Below are 15,366 nucleotides of genomic sequence, written 5' to 3'. Positions count from 1 at the left end.
CCCCCGATGGGCAAGAAGACGCGCAACCGTGCCACCCGTACCGAGGGCTCCGCGGCCGACAACCCCCGCCGGCCGTGCCCGTGCGGGTCGGGCAAGCGGTACAAGGCCTGCCACGGCGCCGGGGACGACGTGATCGTCATCCGGCCGTTCGAGGGTCTGGCCGTGGAACCCGATCTCGTCGCGATGCGGGAGTTCCTGCCGTCGGCGACGGCGCCGCTGCCGGTCCGCTCGGGCGGCCCGGTCACGCTGGCGTCGGTGCTGCCCGGTGCGTCCGCAGCGATCGTCCGGGACAACGGCGACGTGCTGATCGGGATGCAGGTGCAGACCCGCTCCGGTGACCTGTCCGCCGACCTCGCGGGCGCGCTGGCCTGGGCCCGCTCGGCCGAGCCGGGCTCGTCGCTGCCGGTCGTGGGTCCGGACCGCCGCACCGGCGAGCGCCTGCAGGACGTGCTCGACCCGGACACGCCGCTGGAGCCGACCGTGCACGGCGACTTCTCCTGGTGGATCCCGGGGGACGAGCCGGACCCCGAGGCGCAGGCGATGCTGGAGCGCGCCAACGCGGTGATCATGCCGACCGAAGCGGTCGCGGCGCCGGGTGTGCGCGGCGCGTACTGGGTGGACACGGGCTCGAAGGCGCACGTGCGCTGGGTGCGGACCGAGGACGAGACGGCCCTGATGAACGCGCTGGCCCGGCTGTCCGACCAGGACGGGCTGGAGCTCGGTGAGGGGTCCCGTTACGCCGGGTCGTTCCGGGCGCACGGCCTCCTGGTCCCGGTCTGGGACGTCGACCGGGAGATGCACTCGTCGGAGTGGGCGGGCTCTGCCGCGGAGTTCGCGAAGCGGCTGGACGAGGCCCTGGCGGGGCTGGCCGAGAAGCCGCTGACGGATGCCGAGCACCGGGCCCGCGAGGTGCTGGCGGGGAAGCAGATCACGCTGCGCTGATACGCGCTGATACGCGGCCCCGGAGGCCCGGTGCGCGTGGCACCGGGCCCCGGGCGGACCGACGCGGGTGGCTCAGGCGGGGCCGCCGGCGACGGCCGGCGCCGTCGGGTCCGCGGCCTCGGCCTTGAGCTCGCGGGCGACGAAGTCCTCGATGTGGAAGAGGTTGTCGCCGGCGCGGCGGACGACGGTGAGCAGGGTCTGCATGGAGGCGACCTCCTCGACCTGCTCCTTCAGGAACCACTGCAGGAACTGCTCGCCGAGGTAGTCGCCCTCGTCGCGGGCGGTCCGGGCGAGCGTGGTGATCTGCTCGGTGACCTGCTTCTCCTGGGTCAGTGCGAGCTGCACGACCTCCTCGACGGAGGCGAACTCGGTCTGGACGTCGTTGACGCCCGGGATGGTCGCCTTGAGGTCGTTGTCCAGCTGGTACTGGACCATGCTCAGGGCGTGGTTGCGCTCCTCGAGGGCCTGCGCGTAGAAGTGCGCGGCCAGCTGGGGGAGGTCCTCGTCGTCCAGCCAGACGGCGACGGCCAGGTACTGCTGGCTCGCGGTGAACTCGCTCCGGATCTGGTCGCGGAGCAGGGCGTGGAACTTGGTCACGTCGGTCATGGCTCCCAGGTTAGCGCTCTCGCGAGCTTTCTTGAACCGCTCAAGAGTTGAGGTCCGTCTCAGTTGGACAGGGTCACCTTTCCCCTGGTGAGGGGCCCTTCTCGTCAGGACGGGTGACCTCCGTCGGGGCGGCCGGACGGGCGTGTTCACGGACCGCGGCGGGGCCGGCGTCGGTGGTCAGCAACGTGAACTCCCACGGCCCGCTGTCGACCTCTCCCGCCCGGTCGTAGCCCACCCAGCGGCCCCGCGCGGAACGTCCCGTCGGGTCGACCACCAGCTGGATCGCGCCGTGGTAGCGGGCGCCACGATAGTGGTCGTCGGTGGCGGTGTGCTCGGTCCAGGTGCCGGTGAGGGATTGTCGCTCGTAGACGAGGTCGAGCTGGATCGGTGAGTCGTTCGAGTCGACGATGCTGACGATCTCGACTCGACCCGCGCCATCGTCGCGGAAGATCACGTGATGATGGCGGTCAACCAGTCCACGGGATGTGCTCTTGTAGGAGTAACGGCTGTGCCAGATGCCGCATAGGCGTTGTCCCAGTGGGCTGCCGACGGGAGTGAGCGGCGGTACTCCGGCTCCGGTCTCCGCTTCAGGGGCGGCGGCCGCCGCTGCAGCACTCAACCTCAACAGCGAGGCCCGCCGGTCTCGTTGAGGCAGCGCTGCGCCCCACCGGGTGACGGCTCGAGTCAGTTCCGGCAGGTCCAGGTGCTGGACCTGCCAGACGAGTGCTGCCCGGTCCACGTCCGGCCCGCCGGCATCGCCGTGGTCGGGCAGGTCCGCGAGCAGGTCCCGCACCGCGCAGACGTAGAGCCGCGCCAGCCGTTCGAGCACGTCGAGCGACGGCGCGTGGCCGGTCGGGCCGGGCCAGTTCTCCCAGTAGGAGAAGGCCTTGAAGGTCCGGGGCGCATCGGGCCAGCGGCGGTTCCATTCGGCGGCGGCGTCGGACTGACTCCAGCCGTGGGCGAGCCGCGCCGCGGTCAGGGCACGGACCCCGAACCGTTCGCGGAGCTGCCGGGCCGTCGCCGCGGGTGTCGCGCCGGTCTCCCGGAGTCCCCTGGCGAACCGTAGATGCTCCCGGCGTCCCGTCACGAGCGGCGAACCTACTCCCGGCCGGACCGGGAGCTCCGGCCCCATGACCTGTTCGGACGGGGTGATCACGCCGCGCCCGGGGCAGCACGCTCGGGTGGGTGAACAGAGACCTCTCCGGCCTCGCGGCCCTGCTCGCCGAGCACCCGGATCTGCGTGATGCCCTGCTCGCCACGCACGTCCCACGACCGGACGGCCGGTGCCGCGCGTGCAGCTCGCAGGCCGCGCCACCCGCCCGGTGGCCATGCGGGTTGCGGGAGGCCGCCGAACGCGCGCTGCAGCCGTTCCGCGGTCAGAACGGCAGTACGTCCACCAGCAGCGCGTAGCCCACGAACGCGACGATGTCGATCAGCAGGTGCGCCCCGACCAGCGGCCAGAGCCGGTTCGTGCGCTGCCAGTACCGGGCGAACACGAGGCCCATCACGAGGTTCCCGAAGAAGGCCCCGATCCCCTGGTAGAGGTGGTAGCACCCGCGCACCACGGCGGCGGTGAGCGCGGAGCGGTTCTCCGACCAGCCCAGCTGCCGGAACCGGGTGAGCAGGTAGCCGATCATGACGACCTCCTCCGCCCAGGAGTTCGCCGCCGCCGACAGGACGAGCATCGGGATCCGCCACCAGACGTCGGTGAGGGTGCTCGGGGCGACGTCCGGGGTGATCCCGGCGAGCCGCCCGATCAGGTACAGCCCCAGCCCGGGGATCCCGATCAGCGCGGCGAGCCCGGCGGAGTGCAGCGCGTCCCGCCACGGACGTCGTCCGTCGAGCCCGACCCGGCGCAGCGCGAACCCGGCGCGCAGCAGGAGGTAGGCGGCGAGGGCGCCCCAGCCGGCGAGCTGGAGCGCCCGGACCAGCTGGAACGCGAGGTCGATCCAGGCGTCGGTGGACGCCGGTGCGTTCAGGGTGACCTGCTGGTCGGCCAGGGGGGCCGGGGCGAGGAGCGCCTCGAGCAGGGACAGCGCGCTGCGCAGCCCGGAGAGCCCGAGAGTGACCGTCAGGACGACGGCGATCTCCAGTCCGATCAGCCGTCGTTCCCGGCGGTCGGTCACCGGGGCCGGGTCGGCGGGGCGGGGCGGGATCAGCCAGGTCCGCAGCGTGCTCGCCGTCGTCACACGGCCGATCATGGCATCGCGGCGGGACCGGCCCCCGCGGCGGACACCCGTCGAGTGGCACACCGTGCACGTCGGACCGGTCCCGGGAGGTACGTGACGTACCGCTCGGGCGGGCGCGGCTCACCGGTCCGGCGGTTGCGTACCCTGGTCGGCGTGATGCGGCTGCTGCTGTCCCCGAGGTGGATGGTCTGGCACGTGCTCACGCTCGGCGCGATGGTGGCCTGTGGCTGGCTCGCCGTCTGGCAGTGGCAGCGGGCCGGCTCGGCGATGGGCTCCGCCCTGAACATCGGGTACGGCCTGCAGTGGCCCGTCTTCGCCGTGTTCTTCGGCGTGATGTGGTTCCGCTTCCTGCGGATGGAGATCCGCGACCTGCGTGCCGCCGGCGTGGGCGTCGAGCCCGGTGATCCCGCCGCTCCGTCCACGGACGACGGCGACCGGCCGGCCGGCGCCGTGCCGGCTCCCCGCGACGTGGCCCCGGAGCCCACCGCGGACGCCGCCGACGCCACGGCTGACGAGCCCGCCCGGCCGTCGCCCTTCACCGCCCGTCCGGCCGGCGTGACCGCGCCCCGGAGCACGGACCCGCAGCTGCGGGCCTACAACGAGGAGCTGGCCCGCCTGTCGGTCCGGCACCGGGAGGAGTCCACCCCGTGACCGTCGCGACCGCCCTGCGGGCCTACCGCATCTCGGCCTGGGTGACCGGTGTGGGGCTGCTGCTCCTGACCTTCTACGCGATGCCGGCGAAGTACCTGTTCGGCGACCCGCGCCCGGTCGCGCTGATCGGGATGGTGCACGGCTTCCTGTACATGATCTACATCGTGTGCACGCTGATCCTGGCCGAGCGGTGCCGCTGGAAGCCGGTGTTCGCCGTCGTCATCCTGGCGGCGGGCACCGTCCCGGTCGCGTCGTTCGTGGCCGAGCGCAAGGTGACACAGAAGGTGCAGGCCGAGCACCTCGCCGGCGCCGGGTCCTGACGCTCAGCCCTCCGTCTGCGGCACCGCGGGGCAGCCGACCAGCTCCGCGAAGCGCTTCTGCAGCTCCGCCGGGGTGGTCGCCTCGGAGGAGAACGACAGCCGGACGTCCTGCGTCCCGCCGCCCGGCGCCGGGACCCGCACCCGCAGCCCGCACCGGTCCACGCCGATCGGCCGGATCCGGCCGTCGACCCCGCGCAGGCCGTGCGGCAGGTGCCGGCGCAGCGCGCACAGCATCTCGGGGTGCGCCTGGTCGAGGTGTTCCAGCCAGGGCTGCTCGACCTGGCAGAACGGGTCCGGGTCGGCGGCCGCCAGCTCGGCGGGCGAGACCGACGCGCAGCCCTCGGCGTCGGAGTAGACCCCCGACGACGGGTGCAGCCGCAGCAGCGTCGCGCCACGGCCGGCGTCGAGCAGGTTGGGGTGCGGGGCCTTCTCGGCCAGCCGCAGCGCCCGCTCCCGTCCGGTCCGTGGGTCCGGCTCGTGCAGCCGTCCCAGGAGCCACAGCAGCTCGCGGACCGGCTCGGGCAGCGGCACCGGTGTCCGCCCGGTGAGCTCCAGCATCACCGGCAGCCCGTCGGCCGACAGCCGTGCCTGCTCGCGCACCCGGTGGTCGTCGGGCAGCAGCAGGTCGGTCGTGCCGTCCGGCCAGGTGTGGTGCATCAGCGGCGCACAGGGCTCCGGCTCGCCGGTCCCGACGAGTGCGGCGGTGCCGCCGCGCATGACCAGGCTGCGTGCGCGCTCGGCGACGGCGGGCGTCGGCGGACGTCGCGTGCGGGTGCTTCCCACTCTCACCTCCGATTAGGCAACCCTTACCTAATCAGTCGTGAGTGTTGCCTGTCCATAGTGCGGTGGCTGTGCTGCTGGGCACGTGGGGAGAACCCCCGTTGTCCACCGGCCGTGACCCGACCGTTAGCGTCGTCGGCGTGATGACCGTGCCCTCGGGTTCAGCTGCCGACCCGTGGCCGATCCGTCCGCTGCTGGCCGCGCTGGTCGACGACACCAGCCTCCTGCAGCCCCGGGCCGTCGCACCGGGAGTGGACGCGGTGGTGTCCCGCTACCTCGCCGCTCGCGACGGTCACTACGGAGGCCTCGTCGGGCGGTTGGTGTGCCCGGCCTCGCAGCTTCCCGCCGTGGTCACCGAACTCGCCCGGTCCGCGCCGAACAGGCCGGCCGAGCTCGCCCTGGTCGTGGACACCGGCCTCGGCGCGGTGCCCAAGGCCCTGTCGACCGTGTTCTCCCGCTCCAGCCTGCTCACGCCGAGCACCGTCGAGTGCGCCGCCCCGCCGGACGTCGACGGCGTGTGGCTCGAGCGGGTCTCCGAGTTCGTCCCGGACGAGGTGACGCCGGTCGTCGAGCCGCGCCGCCCGGTCGAGGGCGACGCCGACGGCACGGAGGCCTGGCTCGCCGCCGTCCGGAAGGTCGCCGGGCACGGCTGCACGCCGAAGATCCGGATGGGCGGCCCCCGGCCGTCGGACGTCCCGGAGACCGGCGACGTGCACCGGTTCCTCCAGGCCGGTCTGGAGAGCGGAACGGGCGGGATCTCCGCGCAGGGACTCGACCGGATCGTGCGCGAGGAGCCGTCCGGGTCCTTCACCCGCGGCCGCCACGGCCTGCTGAACCTGATCGTCGCCGTCGCCCGGATGACCGGGGTCAGCGCCTCGCCCGAACCGGTCGAGGACGCCCTGGACACCACCGACGGCGAGGCGCTCGCCCGGGAGCTCGACGAGCTGCCCGAGGCCGCCGTGGAGCAGGTCCGGACGGTGCTGCCGCGCTGCGGCGTCGACCCGGACCCGGTGCCGATCGCCGATCTCGTCGCGCTCGGTCTGCTGGACTGAGCATGGCCCGGATCGGATTCCTGGGCCCGCACGCCACCTTCACCGAGCAGGCCCTGCGGACGCTGCCCGAGTCGCACGACGCCGAGCTGGTCCCGCTGCCGGGCGCGCCCGCCGTGCTGGCGGCCGTCCGCGACGGCTCCGTCGACGCGGGCTGCGTCCCGATCGAGAACACCGTCGAGGGGGCCGTCCCGCCGGTCCTCGACGGTCTCGTGGAGGACCCGCCGCTGGTGATCGCCCGGGAGGCCCGGATCGCGGTCCGGTTCTGCCTGCTGGGGCGGGCCGGCACCGATCCCGCCGCGATCCGGACGGTCGCCTCGCACGGGCACGGAATCGCCCAGACCCGCGGCTGGCTGGCGGCGAACCTGCCCGGCGCCGAGGTCCGGGTCAGCTCCTCGACCGCCGAGGCCGCCGCGCAGGCCGCCCGCGGCGAGGTCGACGCGGCCGTCGCGGCCCCGCTCGCCGCGGACCGGCACGGGCTCGCCGTGCTGGCGGACGACATCGCCGACAACGCCGGCGCCGTCACCCGCTTCGTGCTGCTCACCCGGCCCGCGCCGCCGGCGTCGCCGACCGGGTGGGACCGCACCACGCTCGCCGCGACGACCACCAACCGGCCCGGGACCCTGCTCGGGCTGCTCACCGAGCTCGCCGTGCGCGGGATCGACCTGACCCGGATCGAGTCCCGCCCGGTCAAGGACCGGCACGCCGAGTACTGGTTCCACCTGGACTGCTCCGGGCACGTCTCGGAGCCGGCGATGGGGGAGGCGCTCGCCGCCCTGTACCGCCGCTGCGACCGGCTGATCTACCTCGGCTCGTTCCCGCGTTCCGACGTGCCGCCGGAGCCCGTGCAGGGGACCGGCAGCCCGGTGGTGCCGCTGGACACCGCCACCGCCGACGACTACGCGGCGTCCGAGCGCTGGCTCGCCGCCGTCCGCGAGGGGGCCCGCAGATGACCGCGCCGCACGACGGCCGACCCGACGACGAGCACGACGGCGCCGCGTCCTTCGCGGCCGTCGGGGTCGGTACCCGCCTGCCGTCCGTACCGCCCGACGACGGCGCCGTCCGGCTGGTGCTGGTCCGGCACGGGCGGACCCCGTCGAACGTCCGGCACGCCCTCGACACCGGGCTGCCCGGCCCGGGGCTCGACGAGCTCGGGCACGAGCAGGCCCGCGCCGTCGCCGGCCTGCTCGGCGGCTGGCCGGTCCGGGCCCTGTACGCCTCGCGCGCCGTCCGCGCGCAGGAGACCGCCGCCCCGATCGGTGAGGTGCTCGGGCTCGACGTGCGGTCGCTGCCCGGCGCCCACGAGGTCTACGTCGGCGAGCTGGACCGGCGCGCCGACGACGACGCCCGCGAGATCTTCGACGGGATCTTCGAGGCCTGGTGGGACGGCGACGTCACCCGGCCGATGCCCGGCGGCGAGTCCGTGCAGGACGTGTGGGACCGGTTCCTGCCGGACGTCTCCACGGCGCTGGAGCCGGTCACCTCCGGGGCCGTCGTCGTGGTGAGCCACGGCGCCGCGATCCGGCTCCTCACGCTCGCGCTGCTGGAGGGCCCGGACGCGCAGTTCGGCCGGGACAACCCGATCCCGAACACCGGACGGGTCGTCCTCCGCCGGGACCCCGGCGGCTGGACCCGGGAGCTGTGGGACCCGATGCCGGACCGGACCCCCTCGTCGCACTGACCCCGGGTGGCGGCCGGGGTCAGCCCCAGCCGAGCTCGTGCAGGCGGTCCTCGGAGATGCCGAAGTGGTGCGCGATCTCGTGCACCACGGTGATCGCGACCTCGTCGACGACGTGGTCGTCGTCCTCGCAGAACTCCAGCACCGCGTCCCGGTAGATCGTGATCCGGTCCGGTAGCTCGCCCGCGTAGTCGGCCGTGCGCTCGGTCAGGGCGACACCCTCGTACAGGCCCAGCAGCTCGGGCTCCTCCGGGTTACGCGGCTCGACCAGCACGACGACGTTGTCCATCTCCCGGGTCAGCTCCTCCGGGACGAGATCGAGCGCCTCGCCGACCAGTTCGTCGAACCGGTCCGGTGGCATCGGGACCGGCACCCGAGCCGGCCTCAGTCGCCGAGCCCGGGGAGCCCGGGCGGAACGTCCAGCGACGGTGGCGCCACCCCGGTGTCGGGGGCGGCCGGCTGCTCGGACTCCGGCTGCTCGACCGGGGCCTGCGAGCCCTCCGCGGGCGGGGACGACTCCTCGGGGGAGGCGGGGGCGCCCGGCGAGGCCGGCGCGGGCGGCGCCGCCTGGTCACCGACCACGATGTTGCCCTTGACCGACCCGGTCACCGACGCGAACCCGCTGCCGTCGGGCAGCAACGTGCCGATGTTGCAGTTGACCTTGCGGCTGCCGGCCTTCCAGGACTCCTCACCGAGGTTGCCCCAGTAGACGGTCAGCTTCTTCTCGCCGATCACCTTGTCGTTGCCGGCGAACTTGTTGGCCGCGTCGGTACAGGCAGGCTGGAGGAACTTGTCCTGGTCCTCGACCGCGGGCCAGCCCTCCTTGAACTCCGTACCGAGGTCGACCACGCCCACCGTCTCGACGGCGTGCGGGCCCGCGCAGTCCGTCGGGTCGCCGACGGTGCGGCCGTCGATCCCGAGGCAGGTGCCGGCCGGCTGGACCGCGGACTGGTCCTGCTCGGCGACCTTGCCGGTGATCGGGAACATCTTCCCGCTGCGGGACGCCATCTGGAGCCCGCACCGCATGCCCTTGTCGCCCTCGTTCCAGCGCGCCTCGGAGGGCTTGAGCGCGCCGACCCGGAACTTGCCGTCCGGGTCGAACTTCCCGTTCAGGTACTTGGTCGCGACCGGGGTGCACCGGTCCGCGACGAGCTTCTGCCAGGCCGCGTCGGTCGGGAAGACCGGCTGGTCGGCGAGCGCGACCCGGCCGGCCTGCTCGAACAGGTGCGGCTGGGCGCAGTTCACGGCCGCGGTGTCGGTCGCGTCGGCACGGTCCCAGCTCAGGCAGGTGCCGGGCACGTCCGGCGGGGGTGGCAGCGGCGGCGGCTCCTCGACGCGCGGTACCCCGGACGAGGCGAACGACCCCAGGACGGGCACCTCGGCGCCGAGCAGCGAGTCCAGCGACGCCACCGTGAACATGAGGATCGCGCCGACGAGGACCCCGATCCCGATCCGGCGGGCACCGAACGGGCCACCGGCGGGGCTGCCGCCCTGCGTCACGACGGAGCCGTCGTCGGAGGCGGAGGCGGCGGCGTCGGGCTCGTCCCGGCGACGGCGGCGGCCGGGGGCCACCGGGGTCGCGGACGTCGCACGCTCCGGCGGGGCCAGGACCGACGTCGCCCCACCGGTGGCACGGGAGTAGCGGCCGTCGTACCCGTCGTAGGCCTGCTCGCCGGTCGTCTCGGGACCGGTCTCGGCGGGCCGGCGGGGCGCGGAGCCGGCAGGGGAGCTGGGATCCATGGCCCGTCCATGATGCAGTCCGGCGCGCCGCACCCTCACCCGGCCGGGTCGCCGGCGCGGTCATCGGTCGGCGGCGTGCTGTGAACGTGCAGGTGACGGCGCCGGTGCGGGATCGACGCGGAACCGGGGCGACCACTCGTCGGGCCGGCGGACGACGAAACGCAGCCGAATCGAGATCAGGATCGCGCGCCGGGGCCGGGCACGGGCCGGGTAGCCTGCGGCCCGGGGGGATGCAGCGCGATGGGTGATCTTCGATGAGCGATGGACGGCAGCCGGGTCACGACCCGGCCGAGGGCGCCGACGACCGCACGCCGCCGGCCGGTACGCCTGCGGCGCAGCCGGACCGCACCGGTGCGGCACCGCGCGGCCGGATCCGTCAGCAGGACGGCAGCACCGCACCCCGCGAGCCCACGCTGGCCGAGAAGCGGGCCCGCGAGCAGAAGCTGCGCGCCGACCGCGAGGCCGTGCGGCAGAAGGAGGCCCGCTCCCGGACGACGAAGCGGGTGCTGATCGGGGCCGGCGCCACCATCGGCGTCGTCGCGCTGATCGCCGGTGTCTACGCCGCGTCCTCGCCGGACGAGGAGGTCGTCGCCCAGTGCGTCGACGAGAACCAGGTCGTCGTCCCGGACGAGAACTGCGCCGGCGCCTCGCAGCAGGGCCAGGTCAGCAACGGCGGTGGCGGGTTCGCGTTCGTCCCGATCTTCCTCGGTGGTGGTGGGCGCCAGTACCACTACAACTACGGCAGCACCGGCGGTGTCGGCCAGGTCGCGACCGGTGGCTCGGTCAACCCGCCGCCGGCGGCGTCGAAGAGCGGGACGACCGTGCGCAGCGGCACCTCCGGCAGCACCATCTCGCGCGGTGGCCTCGGGGTGGGCGGGTCCAGCTCGTCGTCCTCGGGCGGCTCGTCCTCGTCGTCCGGGAGCTGATCGGTGCGACGCGAGCGCGGCACCCCGCGTCCGGACTGGCAGCGCACGGTCGCCGAGCAGGGCCTGGTGTTCGGCACGCCCGGCCGGGACGGCTCCGGCGGTGAGCGGCCCTACTGGGACGAGTCGGCGCACTACGTCTTCGAGATGGACGAGATCCTCTCCCTCGAGGCCGACGTCGAGGTCCTGCACTCGATGTGCCTGACCGCCGTCGACCACGTGGTGACGACGGAGCGCTTCAAGGACTTCGCGCTGCCCGAGTGGAGCTGGCAGGCCGTCGCCGAGTCGTGGCGGCGGGCCGACCCGTACGTCTACGGCCGGTTCGACCTGCGCTACGACGGCTCCGGTCCGGGCAAGCTCCTGGAGTACAACGCGGACACGCCCACGTCGCTGCTCGAGGCGTCGATCCTGCAGTGGTACTGGCTGCAGGACGTCCACCCCGGCGACGACCAGTGGAACTCCCTGCACGAGAAGCTCGTCGAGCGCTGGGGCGAGATCCGGCAGGGACTGCCGTCGTCCGAGGTGCACTTCACCTGGTCCGGCGCGGAGTCCACCGGCGAGGACCACATCACCGTCGGGTACCTGCAGGAGACCGCGGCCGAGGCCGGGATCGACACCGTCGGTCTGTCCATCGAGGACATCGGCTGGGACTCGGCGCTGGACCGGTTCGTGGACCTGGAGGAGGCGCCGATGTCGGGCGTCTTCAAGCTCTACCCGTGGGAGTGGATGCTCTCCGACGACTTCGGCAAGCACGTCACCCGCAGCCTGCCGGAGACGCTCTGGCTGGAGCCGCTGTGGAAGACGCTCCTGTCGAACAAGGCGCTGCTCGCCGTGCTGTGGGAGCTCTACCCCGGGCACCCCAACCTGCTGCCCGCCTCGCTGAACGACCCCGGGATCCTCACCGAGTACGTCCGCAAGCCGCTCCTCGGCCGGGAGGGCTCGAACATCCAGGTCGTCGCGCCCGGGTACGAGACGGCGACCGGCGGCGTCTACGGCGACGAGGGCTTCGTCTACCAGATGTTCGACCCGCTGCCCGAGTTCGACGGCTACCGCCCGGTGCTCGGCGCCTGGCTGGTCGGTGACACCGCCGCGGGCCTGGGCATCCGCGAGACCGCCGGCCTGATCACCGACGACGGCGCGGCGTTCGTGCCGCACCGCATCACGTCCTGACCGCTCCCCGCATCTCCTCCGGAGGCATTCCGTGATCCTCGCCCAGGCGCTCGACGCCACCTACTGGGGCTTCCTCGGCCGTGGCATCGGCGCGATCCTGCTCTACGCCGTCATCGGCACGCTGCTGATGCTGGTCGGCTTCTGGGCGATCGACCTGACGACGCCGGGCAAGCTGCCGCAGATGGTCCGGGCCGGCCTGCCCAACGCCATCACCATCACCGCCGCCGGGATGATCTCGATGGCGTTCATCATCGTGCTCGCGATCTACGCCTCGGCCGGGTCGCTGCTGCAGGGCATGATCTCGTCGCTGGTGTTCGGCCTGGTCGGGATCATCGCCCAGGTCGGGGCGGTGCGGCTGCTGGAGTGGGTGACCGGCATCGACATCGGCGACGTCATCCAGGACGACGAGCCCCGCGCGGCGGCGAAGGTCGTCGCGGCGGCCCACCTGGCGCTGGGCCTGATCGTGGCGGTCGCCGTCTTCTGACCCCGGTCGGGTGCGGCCGGGTCAGGCCAGCGCGGCGACGACGTCGACCCGGGCCTGCGGCGGCGGCATCGCGGCGATCTCGGCGCGCACCTCCCGCGCCGCGGCGGCGAGCTCGCCGTCGTGCACGAGCCGGTGGAGCGCGTCCGGGGTGAGAGGGCCGCCGATCCCGGCGCCGCGGGCCTCGACGAGCGCGGCGTTGTGCCTGCGGTCGCCCGGTCCCGGCAGTGCCAGCTGGGGGACGCCCACGGCCAGCGCGGACAGCACGTGCCCGGAGTTCCCGCCGTGCAGCACCGCCGCGCAGGCGGGCAGCAGCTGCGCCGGTGGGACCCGGCCGACCGAGCGGATCCCGGGGCCGAGCCTGCGGCCCAGCCGGGCGGGCGGGCGGACCAGCACCAGCTCGCAGTCGGGGCCGTCGCCGCTCCGGGCGATGCGCACGGCGGAGGCCTGCAGGTCACCGCGGACCGGACCGCCGCCGCGCAGGACCAGGATCCGGGGCCGGACCGACGGCTCCTGCAACCACGCCGGCGGTGCGCCGCCGGAGGACCGCCACACCGGACGGACGGCCAGCGCGTCCCGCGCCCCGACCAGGCTCGCCGGGGCGATGGTCAGGACCATCGCCGGTGCCGGGACCCTGCGCAGGCCGTGCCGGATCCGGGCGCGCTCCAGCGGGCGGGCGTCGAGCAGGGTGCGGGCGGTCGCGAGGCCGTCGAGCAGGCCGTTCTCGTGCAGCACGGCGGGGACGTCGTGCCGCGCGGCGGCGAGCGCCCCCGCCACCGCCAGCGGCTCGTGCAGGACGACGTCCGGCCGCCACTGCTCGGTGACGGTCACCAGCGCGTCGGTCAGCTCCTCGTTGACCGGCGCGAACAACGACCGGACACCGGCGTCCCCTCCCTTTCCGGCCAGCTCCGCGCGTGCGGTCGCCGGGTGCGCGACGAGCGATCGCGCCGCCAGCCGTCCGATGCGCAGGTTCCGGGCGACGTCGATGAAGGGCAGCGGCCCGGGACCGCCCGACGGGAGTGCCTCACCGCCGCTGGCCAGCAGGACCTCGTGACCGGAGTCCCAGAGCGCGTGCGCGAACGGGAGCAGCGGTGTCAGGTGCCCCGCCAGCGGGGCCGCGACCACCAGAACACGCACCCGACGAGGGTATCCACCCGGCCGTCCCCCGCGGGGCCGAACATCGACATCGGGCAGCCGTCCCGGTATCCGTAGGCTCGGTGTCGTGATCGCCGAGAAGCCACCGCGGTTGGTCGCCACCGACGTCGACGGGACCCTCCTCGACGACGGCGGCGCCGTCTCGCCGCGCACCGCCGCCGTCGTCGGACGGCTGGTCGGTGCGGGCGCCGGTTTCGTGCTCGTCACCGGACGGCCGCCGCGCTGGATCCCCCCGATCGTGGCGCGGCTCCCGGAGGGGCTGGTGCGGCTGTGCGTGTGCGCGAACGGGGCGGTGCTCTACGACGCCGTCGACGACGTCGTCCTCGGCGCGCACACGCTGGCCCCGGACGCGGTCCGCACCCTCGCGGCGCTCGCCGGCGAGCTGTTCCCGGGCTGCGGGCTCGGCGTCGAGCGGGTCGGGAACGCGATCTCCGGCGGCATCGCGCGGGGCACCGTCGACGAGTTCCTCACCGGCCCCGGCTACGTGCACGCCTGGGGCGAGCACGACGGCGGCGAGGCCGGCCACGACGAGCTCCTCGCCCACCCGGCCACCAAGGTGCTCGTCCGGGCACCGGAGCTGACCAGCGAGCAGATGATGAAGGCGCTCGCACCGCGGGTGGACGGGCTGGCCGACCTGACGTTCTCGCACCCGTCCGGGCTGATCGAGGCGTCCGCGCCCGGCGTCACGAAGGCCACCGGGCTGGCCGCCGTCGCCGAGCGGCTCGGCGTCACCGCCGCGGAGACGATCGCGTTCGGGGACATGCCGAACGACCGGGAGATGCTGCGCTGGGCGGGCACCGGGGTTGCGATGGGCAACGCGCACCCGGACCTCGTCGGGATGGCCGACGAGGTCACCGTGCCGAACACCCACGACGGCATCGCCGAGGTCCTCGAACGCTGGTTCTGACGGCGGTCGCACATCCGTGCACCCGCCGGGCGGGCGGTGGTCGCCGGCCGTTCACCCCGCCCTCATCCGTGGGTCCGTGACGTGCCCCGATCCCGGCCGGGGACCCGCCCGCGCGTACCATCACGGGCTGTCATCGCCCGGGCCAGCCGGGTGCCAGCGGCACGCCAGGAGGGCCCCACCCCGTGGCAGACACCCTGGACCGTTCCGGTCCGCAACCGACCGCCGACGCCGGCGCCCCGAACACCGCGTCCGCGACCGGCGAGATCGCCGTGCTCGCGACCGTCCAGGACACGCTCGCGAACGACGGCTCCGTCCGCGTCGCGCGCGGCATGTCGCTGTTCGGTGAGCACGCCGCGGGCTGGCTCGCGATCGGCCTCGCCGGAGCCGCGCTGGACCGTCCGCGCCGCCGTGAGTGGCTCGGTTCGGCGGCCGCGGTGGCGTTCGCACACGGTGCCTCGATCGGCGTCAAGCGCGTCGTCCGGCGGCGCCGCCCGGACCACCCCTCGGTCCGCGTCCTGGTCGGCACCCCGAGCCGGCTGAGTTTCCCGTCCTCGCACGCCACGTCCACGACCGCGGCCGCCGTGCTCTACGGCGGCCTGCTCGGCCGTCGCGCCCGGCCGGCGGCCGCAGCCACGGTCGGCCTGATGGCGCTCTCGCGCCTCGTCCTCGGCGTGCACTACCCGACCGACGTCGCCACCGGCACCGCGCTCGGCGCGGCCGTCGCCGCCGGCGCGCGACGCGCGATCCGCCGCAACCCCAGCACCGGAGGGTGAGC

At 74.3% G+C, this 15,366-nt stretch carries 18 protein-coding genes; 11 read left to right on the top strand and 7 right to left on the bottom strand.

Translation table 11 applies throughout. The features are described from left to right. Positions 1-6: 6 nt before the first annotated feature. Positions 7-942: a DUF5926 family protein gene (locus tag AD017_RS12905; protein ID WP_010227538.1), complete on the top strand. Its 936-nt coding sequence runs from the start codon at positions 7-9 to the stop codon at positions 940-942. 72 nt (positions 943-1,014) lie between these two features. Here AD017_RS12905 and AD017_RS12900 read toward each other — a convergent pair whose 3' ends face one another. From AD017_RS12900 to AD017_RS12890, 3 genes are all read right to left on the bottom strand, one after another. After that, positions 1,015-1,548: a ferritin gene (locus tag AD017_RS12900; RefSeq protein ID WP_060574377.1), complete on the bottom strand. Its 534-nt coding sequence runs from the start codon at positions 1,546-1,548 to the stop codon at positions 1,015-1,017. Positions 1,549-1,621: 73 nt separating this feature from the next. After that, entirely contained in the window at positions 1,622-2,635 is a 1,014-nt protein-coding gene (locus AD017_RS12895) for a helix-turn-helix domain-containing protein (protein WP_145984049.1), read from the bottom strand. A gap of 289 nt (positions 2,636-2,924) precedes the next feature. Next, positions 2,925-3,749, bottom strand: a complete 825-nt coding sequence (locus AD017_RS12890; protein ID WP_010227528.1) for a CPBP family intramembrane glutamic endopeptidase — start codon at positions 3,747-3,749, stop codon at positions 2,925-2,927. Positions 3,750-3,830: 81 nt separating this feature from the next. Here AD017_RS12890 and AD017_RS12885 point away from each other — a divergent pair, with 81 nt between their 5' ends. Both AD017_RS12885 and AD017_RS12880 read left to right on the top strand, forming a co-directional pair. Beyond that, a complete protein-coding gene (locus AD017_RS12885) occupies positions 3,831-4,388 on the top strand; it encodes a hypothetical protein (RefSeq protein ID WP_082399219.1) in 558 nt (185 codons plus the stop codon). Then, positions 4,385-4,708 carry a DUF3817 domain-containing protein gene (locus AD017_RS12880; RefSeq protein WP_010227524.1) on the top strand — a complete coding sequence of 108 codons (324 nt, stop codon included), beginning with the start codon at positions 4,385-4,387 and terminating at the stop codon, positions 4,706-4,708. Before AD017_RS12885 ends, AD017_RS12880 begins: the two co-directional genes overlap by 4 nt. Positions 4,709-4,711: 3 nt before the next feature. Here the strand turns inward: AD017_RS12880 and AD017_RS12875 are convergent, their stop codons facing one another. Further along, complete coding sequence (locus AD017_RS12875) at positions 4,712-5,491, bottom strand: DUF2470 domain-containing protein (protein WP_060574375.1); 780 nt, start codon at positions 5,489-5,491, stop codon at positions 4,712-4,714. Between the two features lie 140 nt (positions 5,492-5,631). Between AD017_RS12875 and AD017_RS12870 the strand changes: the two genes are divergently transcribed. Genes AD017_RS12870 through AD017_RS12860 form a run of 3 tightly spaced genes read left to right on the top strand, consistent with a single transcriptional unit; the run spans position 5,632 to position 8,218 of the window. Then, entirely contained in the window at positions 5,632-6,540 is a 909-nt protein-coding gene (locus AD017_RS12870) for a hypothetical protein (RefSeq protein ID WP_010227520.1), read from the top strand. Between the two features lie 2 nt (positions 6,541-6,542). Further along, positions 6,543-7,490 carry a prephenate dehydratase gene (gene pheA, locus AD017_RS12865; protein ID WP_060574374.1) on the top strand — a complete coding sequence of 316 codons (948 nt, stop codon included), beginning with the start codon at positions 6,543-6,545 and terminating at the stop codon, positions 7,488-7,490. Next, a complete protein-coding gene (locus AD017_RS12860; protein WP_060574373.1) occupies positions 7,487-8,218 on the top strand; it encodes a histidine phosphatase family protein in 732 nt (243 codons plus the stop codon). The genes pheA and AD017_RS12860 overlap by 4 nt, the downstream gene beginning before the upstream one ends. A gap of 19 nt (positions 8,219-8,237) precedes the next feature. On the opposite strand, the gene AD017_RS12855 is transcribed toward AD017_RS12860, so the two are convergent. Both AD017_RS12855 and AD017_RS12850 read right to left on the bottom strand, forming a co-directional pair. Beyond that, complete coding sequence (locus AD017_RS12855) at positions 8,238-8,588, bottom strand: metallopeptidase family protein (protein WP_010227514.1); 351 nt, start codon at positions 8,586-8,588, stop codon at positions 8,238-8,240. An 11-nt stretch (positions 8,589-8,599) separates the two neighbouring features. After that, complete coding sequence (locus tag AD017_RS12850) at positions 8,600-9,955, bottom strand: septum formation family protein (RefSeq protein ID WP_060574372.1); 1,356 nt, start codon at positions 9,953-9,955, stop codon at positions 8,600-8,602. 254 nt (positions 9,956-10,209) lie between these two features. Here AD017_RS12850 and AD017_RS12845 point away from each other — a divergent pair, with 254 nt between their 5' ends. The 3 genes from AD017_RS12845 to AD017_RS12835 are packed head-to-tail and all read left to right on the top strand — an operon-like array spanning position 10,210 to position 12,532. Beyond that, entirely contained in the window at positions 10,210-10,881 is a 672-nt protein-coding gene (locus tag AD017_RS12845) for a hypothetical protein (protein ID WP_050802298.1), read from the top strand. Between the two features lie 3 nt (positions 10,882-10,884). Beyond that, positions 10,885-12,048: a glutathionylspermidine synthase family protein gene (locus AD017_RS12840; protein WP_010227509.1), complete on the top strand. Its 1,164-nt coding sequence runs from the start codon at positions 10,885-10,887 to the stop codon at positions 12,046-12,048. Positions 12,049-12,079: 31 nt separating this feature from the next. Continuing rightward, positions 12,080-12,532 (top strand): DUF350 domain-containing protein, encoded by a 453-nt coding sequence (locus tag AD017_RS12835; protein ID WP_010227507.1) that lies wholly within the window; start codon positions 12,080-12,082, stop codon positions 12,530-12,532. A gap of 21 nt (positions 12,533-12,553) precedes the next feature. Here AD017_RS12835 and AD017_RS12830 read toward each other — a convergent pair whose 3' ends face one another. Continuing rightward, complete coding sequence (locus AD017_RS12830) at positions 12,554-13,666, bottom strand: glycosyltransferase (protein ID WP_082399218.1); 1,113 nt, start codon at positions 13,664-13,666, stop codon at positions 12,554-12,556. Between the two features lie 85 nt (positions 13,667-13,751). Here AD017_RS12830 and AD017_RS12825 point away from each other — a divergent pair, with 85 nt between their 5' ends. After that, the gene (locus tag AD017_RS12825; RefSeq protein ID WP_060574371.1) at positions 13,752-14,591 is read left to right on the top strand and encodes an HAD family hydrolase; all 840 of its coding nucleotides are present in this window, start codon (positions 13,752-13,754) and stop codon (positions 14,589-14,591) included. A gap of 182 nt (positions 14,592-14,773) precedes the next feature. Then, a complete protein-coding gene (locus AD017_RS12820) occupies positions 14,774-15,364 on the top strand; it encodes a phosphatase PAP2 family protein (RefSeq protein WP_010240574.1) in 591 nt (196 codons plus the stop codon). Positions 15,365-15,366: the final 2 nt, after the last annotated feature.

The organism is Pseudonocardia sp. EC080619-01, assembly GCF_001420995.1.
In the GTDB taxonomy this organism is placed as follows: domain Bacteria; phylum Actinomycetota; class Actinomycetes; order Mycobacteriales; family Pseudonocardiaceae; genus Pseudonocardia.
Note: the sequence above shows the minus strand (reverse complement) of the source record. Positions and strands in the feature narration are given on the sequence as shown.